The 13,072-nt window shown below is 65.8% G+C and carries 8 protein-coding genes; 5 read left to right on the top strand and 3 right to left on the bottom strand.

Going from position 1 to position 13,072, the window contains the following annotated elements:
• Nucleotides 1-29 precede the first annotated feature (29 nt).
• From ligA to ACTJKY_RS04535, 4 genes are all read left to right on the top strand, one after another.
• Nucleotides 30-2,156, top strand: a complete 2,127-nt coding sequence (gene ligA / locus ACTJKY_RS04550; RefSeq protein WP_440844489.1) for an NAD-dependent DNA ligase LigA — start codon at nucleotides 30-32, stop codon at nucleotides 2,154-2,156.
• A gap of 145 nt (nucleotides 2,157-2,301) precedes the next feature.
• On the top strand, nucleotides 2,302-5,640 hold the full coding sequence (locus ACTJKY_RS04545; RefSeq protein ID WP_440844488.1) for a TonB-dependent receptor: 3,339 nt from the start codon (nucleotides 2,302-2,304) through the stop codon (nucleotides 5,638-5,640).
• Nucleotides 5,641-5,730: 90 nt separating this feature from the next.
• Nucleotides 5,731-6,870 carry a sensor histidine kinase gene (locus ACTJKY_RS04540; protein ID WP_315380140.1) on the top strand — a complete coding sequence of 380 codons (1,140 nt, stop codon included), beginning with the start codon at nucleotides 5,731-5,733 and terminating at the stop codon, nucleotides 6,868-6,870.
• Nucleotides 6,867-7,670, top strand: coding sequence for a LytR/AlgR family response regulator transcription factor (locus ACTJKY_RS04535; RefSeq protein ID WP_121073394.1), 804 nt, complete (start codon nucleotides 6,867-6,869; stop codon nucleotides 7,668-7,670). Before ACTJKY_RS04540 ends, ACTJKY_RS04535 begins: the two co-directional genes overlap by 4 nt.
• Nucleotides 7,671-7,741: 71 nt before the next feature.
• Here the strand turns inward: ACTJKY_RS04535 and ACTJKY_RS04530 are convergent, their stop codons facing one another.
• The 3 genes from ACTJKY_RS04530 to ACTJKY_RS04520 all read right to left on the bottom strand — a co-directional run bounded on the left by ACTJKY_RS04530 (nucleotide 7,742) and on the right by ACTJKY_RS04520 (nucleotide 12,206).
• Nucleotides 7,742-10,249: a TonB-dependent receptor gene (locus ACTJKY_RS04530; RefSeq protein WP_440844486.1), complete on the bottom strand. Its 2,508-nt coding sequence runs from the start codon at nucleotides 10,247-10,249 to the stop codon at nucleotides 7,742-7,744.
• A 126-nt stretch (nucleotides 10,250-10,375) separates the two neighbouring features.
• Nucleotides 10,376-11,479 carry an FUSC family protein gene (locus tag ACTJKY_RS04525; protein WP_440844484.1) on the bottom strand — a complete coding sequence of 368 codons (1,104 nt, stop codon included), beginning with the start codon at nucleotides 11,477-11,479 and terminating at the stop codon, nucleotides 10,376-10,378.
• A gap of 1 nt (nucleotide 11,480) precedes the next feature.
• Nucleotides 11,481-12,206: a dienelactone hydrolase family protein gene (locus ACTJKY_RS04520; protein WP_440844483.1), complete on the bottom strand. Its 726-nt coding sequence runs from the start codon at nucleotides 12,204-12,206 to the stop codon at nucleotides 11,481-11,483.
• A gap of 76 nt (nucleotides 12,207-12,282) precedes the next feature.
• Here ACTJKY_RS04520 and gpmA point away from each other — a divergent pair, with 76 nt between their 5' ends.
• Nucleotides 12,283-12,969 (top strand): 2,3-diphosphoglycerate-dependent phosphoglycerate mutase, encoded by a 687-nt coding sequence (gpmA, locus tag ACTJKY_RS04515; protein ID WP_440844482.1) that lies wholly within the window; start codon nucleotides 12,283-12,285, stop codon nucleotides 12,967-12,969.
• Nucleotides 12,970-13,072 lie beyond the last annotated feature (103 nt).

Raw genomic sequence — 13,072 nt, 5'->3', positions numbered from 1 at the left:
CCCGCGCGTCCTTCCCCTAGCTGCGCGGCATGACGCTGCCCCGCACGCCCGAAGACGCCGCCGCCGAGCTGGAGACGCTCGCCGCCGAGATCGCGCACCATAACCGCCGCTATCACGACGCGGACGCACCCGAGATCAGCGACGCCGACTTCGACGCGCTGGTCCGACGCAATGCCGAGATCGAGGCCGCCTTCCCGGACCTCGTCCGCGCCGATTCGCCATCTCGGCAGATAGGTGCAACGCCCTCCGGCCCGCTGGCCAAGGTGGCGCATGCGCGGCAGATGTTCAGCCTGGATAATGGCTTTGCCGACGAGGACGTCGCCGACTTTCTCGGCCGAGTCCGCCGTTTCCTCAAGCTGGCCGACGACGCACCCGTCGAACTGACCGCCGAGCCCAAGATCGACGGCCTATCCTGCTCGCTGCGCTACGAAAATGGCGTGCTGGTCCAGGCGCTCACCCGCGGCGACGGCCGAGTCGGCGAGGATGTAACGCCCAATGTCCGCACCATCGCGGACATTCCGCAGCGGATGGAAGACGCCCCGACGGTGTGCGAAGTGCGCGGCGAGGTCTATATGGCCAAGGCCGATTTCGCTGCGCTCAACGCTCGGCTGCTCGTCGAGGCCGAAGAGAGCGGCAAGGAAGCCCGCCAGTTCGCCAATCCGCGCAATGCCGCCGCCGGATCGCTGCGCCAGAAGGACGCCGCCGTCACCGCGACGCGCCCCCTGCGCTTCCTCGCCTGGGGTTGGGGCGAACTGAGCGCGCCGCTCGCCGACAAGCAATATGAGGCGATCGAGCGCATCCGCGCCTGGGGCTTCCCGGTGTCCGACCTCTTCGTCCGCGCGCCCACGCTGGAGGATGCGCTCGCCCAGTACCGCGCGATCGAGACGCGTCGCGCCGACCTGCCGTTCGACATCGACGGGGTGGTCTACAAGGTCGACCGGCTCGATTGGCAGGAGCGGCTCGGCTATGTCGGCCGCGCGCCGCGCTGGGGCCTTGCCCACAAATTCCCCGCCGAGCGCGCCCAGACCACGCTCCAGGCGATCGACATTCAGGTCGGCCGTACCGGCAAGCTCACGCCGGTCGCCCGGCTGGAGCCGGTGACGGTGGGCGGTGTCGTCGTCAGCAACGCGACGCTGCACAATGCCGACGAGATCGCACGGCTGGGCGTTCGCCCCGGCGACCGCGTGGTGCTCCAGCGGGCAGGGGACGTGATCCCGCAGATCGTCGAGAACCTCACCCGCGACGAACCCCGCGCGGACTGGCACTTTCCCACCCATTGCCCGATCTGCGCCTCCGAAGCGGTGGCCGAAGAAGGCGAAGTCGATGTCCGCTGCACCGGTGGACTGATCTGCCCGGCCCAGCGGCTGGAGCGGCTGAAGCATTTCGTCAGCCGCGGCGCGCTCGATATCGACGGGCTGGGCGAAAAGACGCTGATCGAGCTGCTCGACCTTGGCTGGATCGCAGAACCCGCCGACATCTTCCGCCTCGCCCGACACCGCGACCAGCTGCTCGGCCGCGAGGGCTGGCAGGAAAAGTCAGTCGACGGCCTGCTCGCCGCGATCGAGGCGAAGCGCGCGCCCGACGCCGCGCGGCTGCTGTTCGGCCTCGGCATCCGCCATATCGGCGCGATCACCGCGCGCGACCTGCTCAAGCGCTACGTCACCCTCCCCGCCCTGGAAGCACTCGCCGACGAACTGATCGCGCTGCGCGATGCCCTGCCGCCCCAGCTCGGCGAGACCGAAGCCAAGCACCGCACCCGGCTCGACAAGGCGATCGCCGAGCGGATCGGCGTCGAGAATGTCGGCGCCGCGGTCGGCCATGCCCTGGCGGACTTCTTCCACGAGCCGCACAACCGCACCGCATGGACCGATCTGCTGGGCGAAGTAGCGCCGCCGGCCTTCGTGGTCGAATCGCGCGACTCGGAGGTGACCGGCAAGACGCTGGTGTTCACCGGCACCCTGGAAGCGGTGAGCCGCGACGAGGCCAAGGCGCAGGCGGAACGGCTGGGCGCGCGCGTCTCCGGCTCGGTTTCAGCCAAGACCGATCTGGTGATCGCCGGACCGGGCGCGGGATCGAAGCTAAAAAAGGCCGCGGACCTGGGAATTCGCGTGATTAGCGAGAGCGACTGGCTGGAGATAGTAAGCGCCTCGGGGTGATGCGCTTTTGCAACGCACCATTGCCGAATGTTTCACGCGTATTGACTGTCACAATTCCGCAATCAAAGCCACGCAGGGGGCAGCCAGACAGATGGCGCGCGAAGCGCCACGACTGGTAGCCACAGGCTAAAAAAGGGAACTCTCGATGCGAACGCACTATCTTGCAGGCGTGGCCGCTGCCGCGCTGCTCATTCCGGTTGCAGCACACGCGCAGGAAACCACCTCGACGATCCGCGGCACCGTGACCGCCAATGGCGCGCCGGTCGCCGATGCGGCTGTCGTGGCGACCAATTCTGCATCGGGAACCCGCTCCACGGCACGCACCGACGCCAGCGGCAACTTCAGCCTGACCGGTCTTCGCACCGGCGGCCCGTACACCGTTGAAGTCACCGCGCCGAACTATTCGAACGCCTCGATCACCGACATCTACACGGTCGCCGCGCAGTCGTTCGATCTCCCGATCGAACTCGTCGCAGAGGGCCAGGACATCGTCGTGACGGCCAGCACCGTTCGCGGTGCTCGCTCCATCTCGCAGGGCCCCGCCACGGTGCTCACGGCGGAGCAGATCGCCAACGTCGCCAGCCTCAACCGCGACATCCGCGACCTGTCGCGTCGCGATCCGTTCGCGCGCCTGGATGACACGCCGACGGGCGGCCGCGCGATCTCGTTCGCGGGTCAGAATGCACGCTACAACCGCTTCAGCGTCGACGGCGTGCCGATCACCGATAATTTCGGTCTCAACACCGATGGCCTGCCCAGCCGCCGCTCGCCGATTCCGTTCGACGCGATCGGCCAGTTCCAGGCCAAGGTCGCGCCCTACGACGTGCGCGAAGGCAATTTCCAGGGCGGCGCGATCAACATCGTCCTGAAGTCGGGCACCAACGATTTCCACGGGACCGGCTTCTACGCGCGGTCCGGCGACGGACTCGTCGGCAACAAGACCAAGGACGTCACCGTCAACGTGCCGAAGTTCCACGTCGACAATTATGGCGCCGAACTGAGCGGCCCGATCATCAAGGACAAGCTGTTCTTCATGGTCGCCGGCGAGCGGCTGCGCGGCGGCCGTCCGATCGTGGAAGGTCCGATCGACAACAATGGCGGCACCGTCATCCCGGGTGTCACGGAGGCCCAGGTCGATCGAATCAGCGCGATCGCGAAGAGCGTCTACAACTACAACACCGGCGGCGTGCTGCACGACTCGGGCGACAAGGACGATCGCGTCGTTGCTCGACTGGACGCGAACATCAGCGACAAGCAGCGCATGTCGGTGACGTACACCTACGCCAACGACGCGATCAACCTGCTCAACAACACCTTTACCAACGCGCCGACGGGCCTGGGCCTGGCGTCGAACGCCTATATCCAAGGCAACCGCCTGCACACCGGTGTGGTGCAGCTGAACTCCGACTGGGCGGATGACTTCTCGACCGAAGCACGCGTGTTCTACAAGAACTACACGCGCATCCAGGATCCGCTGTTCGGCCGCGGCTTCGCCCAGTTCCGCGTCTGCGCCAACGAAACCTCGACCGGTTCGCTGACCGCCTGCGATAACAACGCAGCGATCGTCTCGTTCGGCCCGGACAACTCGCGCCAGACCAACCAGCTGAAGACCGACACCTGGGGCGGCATGTTCCAGGCGCGCGTGACCAAGAACGACCACGACCTGCGCATCTTCAGCGAAGTTGCGTTCGTGAACGTCTTCAACTCCTTCCTGCAGAACAGCGCCGGCAACTATTATTTCGACTCGATCGCCGACCTGCAGAACAAGACGGCCAACTCGATCACCTATGGGAACGCGATCCCGTCGCTGGTTCCGAACGACGCGGCATCGAACTTCTCGTACCAGAGCTACACCTTCGGTGTCATGGATTCCTGGCGCGTCACCCCGACGCTGAACATCAGCTACGGCATGCGCTATGACCTGTACGGCATGCACGATCTGCCTCGCCGCAGCGCCGCCTACACCGCGCGCTATGCGGCCGGCGCGATCGTCAACGGCCAGCTCCAGACGATCGGCTCGAACAGCGCCAACATCTCCGGCCTGGGCCTGTTCCAGCCGCGTCTGGGCTTCGACTGGAAGCCGCTCCCGCGCGTGAGCATCCGTGGTGGCGGCGGCATCTTCGGCGGCGGCACCCCCGACGTCTATGTGTCGAACAGCTTCTCCAACACCGGCGTTCTGACCAACTCGATCAACATCAACCGCACGGCCACCGGCTTCTCGGGCGCGACGACCGACGCCACCATCGGCAACGCCGCGCTTTCCGGCGTCACCGGGAACTCGATCCCCGGCGCGGTGAACACGCTGCTGACCAACGCGACGGTGGCTTCCAACGCCCCCGTCAACGCGATCGATCCGCACTTCAAGCTGCCGTCGCAGTGGCGCGCGACGCTGAGCGGCGAATACACCGTGAGCGGCTGGACCTTCGGCGCCGACTTCCTCTACTCGAAGGTTCGCGACCAGGTGTACTTCACCGACATCCGTTCGCAGCCGATCGCGGGCTCGCTGACGCCGGATGGTCGCCAGCGCTATCAGAACATCATCGATGGCGCCGCGAGCACCAACACCAACACCGACATCCTGCTGACCAATACCAGCAAGGGCCGCGCGCTTATCGGCGTCGCCCGTGTCGACAAGACCTGGGATTTCGGTCTCAACATCAATGGTAGCTTCACCTATCAGGACGTGAAGGATCAGTCGCCGGCGACCTCGTCGACGGCGGGTTCGAACTACAGCAACGGCTCTTTCGTAGACCCCAACAACGTTGCTTATGGCATCTCGAACGATCAGGTGAAGTACTTCTTCAAGTACAGCCTGAACTACGAGCATGCGTTCTTCGGTGACTACAAGACCACCTTTGCGTTGTTCGGCGAATCGCGCATCGGCCACCCGTACAGCTATACCTTCCAGGACTTCGGCAGCGGCCGTTCCTCGGTGTTCGGCACCACCGGTGTCAGCTCGGGCACCGGTACTGGCGGCAACCGCTATCTGATGTACGTGCCGACGGTGAACGATCCGCTGGTTTCGTACAGCACCCCGGCGGTCCGCGATGCGGTGAACGCGTTCATCGACGCTTCGGGTCTCGGCAAGTATCGTGGCCAGGTCGCGCCGCGCAACGTGTTCCACTCCAAGTGGTTCACCCGCATCGATCTGCACGTTTCGCAGGAACTGCCGACCGGCCTGGGCAAGTCGCGCGTCACCCTCTTCGGTGACATCGAGAACTTCACCAACTTCCTGAACAAGAAGTGGGGCCAGACCCGCGAGTACGTGTTCCCGTACAACGTGGCGACGGTCCGGGTGCAGTGCCTCACCACCAAGGGCAACGCCGATGGTGCGGGCACGGTCGCGACCAGCGCGGCGCAGCCCTGCGCCCAGTACCGCTATTCGCCGGTAGGCGGCTCGACCAACTTCACCGCGCCGAGCGACCAGATCTACGCGAACCAGTCGCTCTACTCGATCCGCGTCGGTGCCCGCTTCACCTTCTAAGCGGCACGACCAACTTCTTCGGAATGCCGGGCGCCCCAAGCGCCCGGCATTTTTTTTGCCCCCTCGCCCTACCGATGGTAGAGGCGCATCGTGGCAAAGACTTCGCTTCCGCAGACCAACACCCGGACCTTGGGCCTTTCCAAGCCCGATCTGTTTTCGCGCCCCTTCTTCGAAGACAAGGGCCGGGCCTTCTGGATTCTCCAGGCGACCGGCTGGAGCGGCTATCTGCTGCTGCGCTCGGTATCTTCGATCTCGAACGGATTTTCGGTCGAGGGGCTGATCAAGGCGATCATCGAGGCGATCGTCGGCTATTGCCTGACGCTGCTGCTCTCGGCGCTCTACGGCTTCTACCGCCGCCTGCCGCGTATCCCGGCGGTGTTGCTCACCCTGGCCACTTTGGGCGCCGCGACGCTGATCTACGCGGTGCTGGAGGCCTTCACCTATTCGTTCACCGCGGCCGAGGCGGGCATCACCGTCGCGCGCGTGATCGGCTACAGCTTCCTCACCTTCACGGTGCTGGCAGGCTGGTCAGCGCTCTATTTCGGGATCAATTTCTACCTGATCGTCGAGCAGCAGATCGACCAGATGCAGATCCTGGAGAATCAGGCGTCCAGCGCCCAGCTGGCGATGCTGCGCTACCAGCTCAACCCGCATTTCCTCTTCAACACGCTCAACTCGATCTCAACGCTGGTGCTGCTCAAGCAGACCGAGCGCGCCAACATCATGCTGTCGCGCCTCTCGTCCTTCCTGCGCTACACCCTGGCCAACGAGCCGACCGCGCACGTCACGCTGGCGCAGGAGATCGAGACGCTGAAGCTCTATCTCGAGATCGAGAAGATGCGCTTCGACGAGCGGCTGCGGATGCATTTCGACCTCGATCCGCGCGTCGCCAAGGGCCGGCTGCCGTCGCTGCTGCTCCAGCCCCTGGTCGAAAACGCGATCAAATATGCCGTCAGCACGCAGGAGGACGGCGCCGATATCATCGTTTCGGCTCGGCTCACCGGCGATAGGGTGCAGATCGCCGTGTCCGATACGGGTCCGGGATTGATCGAAGCGCGTCCACGGCCGACGCTTTCAACCGGCGTGGGGCTCGCCAATATTAGGGAGCGGCTTGTTCAGGCTTTCGGGCCTGACCATCGTTTCGAGACGCGAACGAAACCTGGGGAAGGTTTCAGCGTTGAGATCGAAATACCGTTCCAGCTTGAGGAACCGAACCGAGAGGCCGCATGACCATCCGTACCATCCTCGTTGACGACGAATCCCTGGCGATTCAGGGGCTCGAGCTCCGGCTGCAGGAGCATGAGGATGTCGAAATCATCGACAAATGCTCCAATGGCCGCGAAGCCATCCGATCGATCAAGACGCACAAGCCCGACCTCGTTTTCCTCGACATCCAGATGCCGGGGTTCGACGGGTTCTCGGTGATCCAGGGCCTGATGGAGGTCGAACCGCCGCTGTTCGTCTTCGTCACCGCCTATTCCGACCACGCCATCCGCGCCTTCGAGGCGCAGGCGGTCGATTACCTGATGAAGCCGGTGGAGCCCTCGCGCCTCGCCGACACGCTCGACCGCGTCCGCCAGCGCCTCGCCGAGAAGCGCGGCGTGGAGGAAGTGGAGAAGCTCAAGGAAGTGCTGGCCGAAGTCGCCCCGGACGCCGTGGACGACATCGCCACCGGTGACGGCACCGAGCCGGCCTCCAGCCGCTTCGAGAAGCTGATCAACATCAAGGACCGCGGCCAGATCTTCCGCGTCGACGTCGACACGATCGAGCGGATCGACGCCGCCGGCGATTACATGTGCATCTATACCGGCGACAACACGCTGATCCTGCGCGAGACGATGAAGGATCTGGAAAAGCGGCTCGATCCGCGCCGCTTCCAGCGCGTCCACCGCTCGACCATCGTCAATCTCGACCTGGTCCGCCAGGTCAAGCCGCACACCAATGGCGAGTGCTTCCTGGTGCTCAACTCGGGCGCGCAGGTGAAGGTCTCGCGCTCCTACCGCGACGTGGTGGCGCGCTTCGTCCACTGAGCCGCAACGGCCCCGAATAGAAAAGGCCTCGTCCGATCGGACGAGGCCTTTTTTGTGTCCGCGGTGGGCGATCAGAACCCGGCCGAGAAGGTCAGGAACCACTGGCGCGGCGGAATGGGGTACAGCGAGTAGCTGTTGGTCGCCGAGCCCACCGAGATGGTCGACCAGCCGCCCACGTCCGCCAGGTTGGTGACGTTGAGGCTGAGTTCCGCCTTCTTCAGCCGCACCATTTCCGCCGGCAGCTTGGCAGCGATGCGCAGCGAGGTGAGGAAGTAGGACTTCACGCTGGTGTCGTTGGCATAGGTCGCATAGCGGCGGCCGACATAGTCGCCGGTCACCTGCGCCTCGAACGCGCCGAGCGACAGCGTCGCGACCGACTTGTTCATCCATTTCGGGCTGCCCGGCACCTGCTTGCCGCAGGTCGGCACCACGCCGCCGGTCACGACATTGCCGCCGAGGCAGCCCGGCACCGCCGCGCCGATGCCGGCCGCGGTGGAGCTGTAATCGCTCTGATAGGTCGAGCTGTTATACGAAGTGGCGTTGTACAGCGACAACGCGCGACCGAAGTGCAGCGTGAAGGCCGCGTCGACGCCGTCGGTATGCACGCTGCCCACGTTGACCAGGATCGAGGTGCCGCCGGTGATCGCGCCGCCGGCGATGCCGCCCGGGTTGGTGCTGATCGCCAGCAGGCGGTTGCTGAAGGTGACGTGGTAATAGTTCACCTGCGCGTCGAGCCCGCTCAGGACCCCGTCGAAGCTGCGGTGCGTGCGCACGCCGCCTTCATAGGTCCAGCTCGTCTCCGGCTTGCCCTGCTGGGCGAAGGCGTCGAACGCCGACTGGCTGCCGGTGAACCAGGGCGAGAGCGAACCGCCGCCCAGATAGGCCATATACTGGTGCAGGTTCTTCTGGACGTTGAAGTAGAGCTGCTCGTGGCCGTTCAGGTCATAGGTCGCGCCGACCGAGGGCAGGAACCAATTCGTGGTGTTGATCCGGCCGCTCGGCAGGTTGCCGGTCAGGCCCGAGAGCGAGCCCGCCTTGGGCTGCACCGGGAAATAGCCATTGGCCCATTGCGCACTGGTCTTGACGCCCGCCTCGACGCGGAGCTGCTCGTTGACCTTCCAGGCGTCCTGCAGGTGAAGCTGCAGCACATCGACGCGCGCCTCGCCCTGATATTGGGTGAACAGCGGGTTGGACGGGCGGATATAGGGGCTGCTCGAATCGGGATTGTTGACGTCCAGACCATACCAGCGGCGCCACTGGGTGGCGCTGTTATGCTCGTACCAGGCGCCGAGCTGGACCTGGTGTGCGCCGAGATCGAGGTCGAGATTGGAGATGCCGCCCTCGCGATCGATGCGATATTCGGTGGTGCGGGTGACTAGCCCCGAGCCGCCCGTCGCCGCGACCAGCGCGGCCGAGGCATTGGCGTTGGCCTTGTACTTCGGGCCCGTGGCGTAGTTCGGATCGAGATAGGCCTGGATCACGGTGATCGACTGGCCGAGCGGCCCCGCCACCACGCCCACGCCGTCGTTATGATGGTAATAGCCGGTGTTGGACCAAGTGATCCGGTTGCCCAGCTTGGCGTCGTAGCGCGCATAGGTGAGGTAATCGGTGCGCTGGGCATCCGAATAATAGTTGCGGTAGTTGCCGCCCTGCCCCGCCGGCGTATTGCCGAACGCGTCCATATAGGCGCGCATGCCCGCCAGGTCCGGATAGAAGAACGGCCGGGTACGCGGCGTGTAGAGCTGGGCCGCGGTCGCCGTGCCACCGGGCGAGGGCTGGAAGAAGCTGGTCGCGTCCTCGTTCGGCTCCTTCTTGTCCGAATAGTCCAAGAACAGGGTCAGCTTGCCGGCGGCATTGTCGTGGACGAACTTGGCATTGGCCTGCCAGCCGCCCTGGATGCCGTTGAAATCCCAGGCGCGGGCGCGCTGGCGGACGCCCGACACATAGGCGCTGTTCTCGCCATTGCCGAAGGTGCCGGTGTCGAGCCGCATATAGGTGCGCGAGGTGCCGTAGCTGCCTATCGTCTGGTTGATCGTGCCGCCCATCGTCTTCGCCGGATCGGCCGAGAAGGTCTCGACGGTACCACCGAGGTTGCTGGTCGAGGCGGTGCCGAGATCGCCGGCGCCGGTGGTCACCACGACCCGGCCGACATTCTCGGAGATCACCGCGCGCTGCGGCGACAGGCCGTTATAATTGCCGTAGCTCTGATCGCCCAGGGGCACGCTGTCCATCGTGTAGCCGAGCTGCTGGAAGTTGAAGCCATGGATGAAAATCTGGGCGTTCTGCTCGTTGTTCCCCCAGGGATCGGCGGTGATGTAGAGCACGCCGGGCAGAGTCTGGATCGCCTTGAGCGGCGAGACGCCCGGCAGGATCTTCTGGATCTCCTCCGAAGAGATCGCGGTCGCCGAGCGCGTCGTCTTGGCGGTGACGACGATGGTGCTCGCGGTGTCGGTATCGCTGCCGCCCTGGTCGTCGGCAGCGACGCTGCTGGTCTCCTGCGCCTGCGCGGGCAGCGCGGCGGCGGCAGTGAGGAAGGCGGCGACGGATATGGACGCGCGGAGTGCGTGGTGGAACTTCATCTTGGCGACCCCCAGGTCTGATGTTGCGGTTGCAAGCTGGGGGGGCGGCTAGGGTCGCGATGTTTCAGTTCGGCGGCGTTTCGATAAAACTGGCGTGACGTTGCCTTTTTGCTTCGGTTGCGCGGCTCAGACGCCGCCGGGCTCGTCGAGGCCCGCCCTGCCCCCGCCGCCCAGGGCATAGCGCGGCGCCAGCCAATGGCCGGCAAGCAGCACCGGCTCGAGGATCGCCATGCCGATCAGCACTGCGACCAGCCGCTCGATGCCCGGCAGCACGTCGCCATCGGCATAATTGTCGGGCACCAGCATCACCAGCACCGCCAGGGTGAATTGCGTGCCGACATAGCGATAGCTGTGCGGCCCGTTCTCGATCATCCGCCCGATCGCTACCCCGATCGCGGTGCCGGCAATCAATACGGGTGCGTGGCCATCCGCGCCGAACAGATATAGTGCGGCGAGCGCCGCGCCAGCGAGGCAGCCGACGAAGCGCTGCGCCAGCCGCGCGCTCACCGGCACCAGCCCGCCCGCGCCGAGCCCGTGGACCGGCACCAGCATCACCGCCATCACCCCCACCGCGCTCTGCGCCAGCGCGGGCAAGGCGAAGGCGCGCGCCACACCGATCAGCAGGGCAAGCGCAACGCCGGCCTGCGCGGCGTGGTAGAAGGCCGCAGGATGCCACAGCGCGACCACCGCCGGCGGAGTGGGCGCAGCCGGCCAGCGGCGCCGGACCGTCAGCGCCGAGACGATGCTGACCGCCATGCAGGCGAGCGTGCCGGCCACCGTTTCCAGGATGCGGGTCTCGACGAACTCGCCGAGCGCAGTGGCAGGCGCGTCGATCTTGTCGAGCAGCACCATCGCGAAGGTGAGGCCGAAGAACAGCCAGGCATAGGCCCGCCGCGCGGTGAGCGCGCGGTAGAGGCTCAACGTGCCCACCACCATCATCGCGATGGCGCTGCCCGCCCAGCTGGTCGCCACCAGCGGCGCCAGCAGCAAGGCCAGCGCACCGCCGGTCACCGTGCCGACGATCCGCAGTAGCCCGCGCACCACCGTCTCGCTGGCACGCCCGCGCATCACCATATAGCCGGCGAACGCCGCCCAGGCGACATTGTCGCCGCCGATCGCGTGCGCGACGAGGATCGACAGCAGCACCGAGACGACGCACTCGGCGGCGTCGACGGTGCGAGGCGTGATGTGCCCCAGCATGGCATTCCAGGCGTCGCGCAGGCGGTTCATTTCATCCGAACAGCTCGGCGAGGAAATAGGTCATCGCCTGCCAGCTGCGGCGATCGGCCTTGGGCTCGAACGCTACCTTCGGATTGTCGCCGCCCTTGCGGCTGATATCGGTGAAGGCATGGCCGGCATGGCCATAGGCGTGGAGCTGCCAGTCGGCGCCGGCCTGGGTCAGTTCCTGCGCCAGCGCGACCGTTGCCTCGGGTGGGGCGATCGGATCCTCCCAGCCATGGCAGACGAGCAGCTTGGCGGTGATCGGGTGCACATTGGCGTAGTCCGGGCGGTCATAGACGCCGTGGAACGACACCCCGCCCACGATGGGCAGCCCGGCGCGTGCCATGTCCAGCACGCACTTGCCGCCGAAGCAGAAGCCGATCGCGGCGGTGCGCTCGGCATCCGCCTGCTCCAGCCCGACCAGCGCCGCCAGCGACGCCTCCAGCCGCACCCGCAACAGCCCGCGATCGGCATTGAGCTCCGCCATGTAGCGGCCGACTTCCGGGTCGCTGAGCGTGGTGCGCTTGCCCTGACCGTATACGTCCGCGACCAGCGCGACATAGCCGAGCGCGGCCAGCGCATCGGCCTTCACATTATCCTCTTCCTTCTGGCCGAGGATGTTGGGCAGCACCAGCACCGCCGGCCGCTTGCCCGAAACCGCATCGTCCCATGCCGCCACGCCCTCGAACGGGCCGCCCGGGCCGTCATAGACCAGCGTCTGTCGAACCAATGCCATGCTTGTCGTCTCCTGCGCTTGTCCCTGTCGCCCCTTTCGCTAAGGACGGCGACGCGCAGTTACAAGGAGATCGCCCATGCCCACCCTCGTCCTGATCCGCCACGGCCAGTCGGCCTGGAACCTGGAAAACCGCTTCACCGGCTGGTGGGACGTGGATCTGACCGAGCAGGGCGTGCGCGAAGCGACCGCTGCCGGCACGCTGATGAAGGAGAAGGGCCTCGATTTCGATCAGTGCTTCACCAGCTTCCAGAGCCGCGCGATCAAGACGCTGCACCTGGCGCTGGAGGCGATGGACCGCCTGTGGCTGCCGGAAGAGAAGGACTGGCGCCTGAACGAGCGCCATTATGGTGGCCTGACCGGGCTGGACAAGGCCGAGACCGCCGCCAAGCACGGCGACGAACAGGTGAAGATCTGGCGCCGCAGCTTCGACGTGCCGCCGCCGCTCCCCGAGGCGGGCTCCCCCTGGGACCTGACCAAGGACCCGCGCTATGCCGGCATCCCGATCCCGCAGACCGAAAGCCTGAAGGACACGATCGCCCGCGTGCTGCCCTATTGGGAGCAGCGCATCGCGCCGGAGCTGAAGGCCGGCAAGCGCGTGCTGATCGCCGCCCATGGCAACTCGCTGCGCGCGCTGGTGAAGCACCTGTCGGGCATTCCCGATGACGAGATCGTCAGCCTGGAAATCCCGACCGGCCAGCCGATTGTGTACGAGCTCGACGGCGACCTGAAGGAAGTCGAGCGCTACTATCTGAGCGAGCGGTAACGTCCTGACCTAAGCTCCTCCTCCTCGGAGGAGGGGTTTGGGGGTGGAGGGATTCCAGAACGCAAGTTGGTCTCTGTGAGACACAGCCCCACCCCAACCCTCC

Source organism: Sphingomonas sp. 22176 (assembly GCF_052045505.1).
Lineage (GTDB): Bacteria > Pseudomonadota > Alphaproteobacteria > Sphingomonadales > Sphingomonadaceae > Sphingomonas.
Note: the sequence above shows the minus strand (reverse complement) of the source record. Positions and strands in the feature narration are given on the sequence as shown.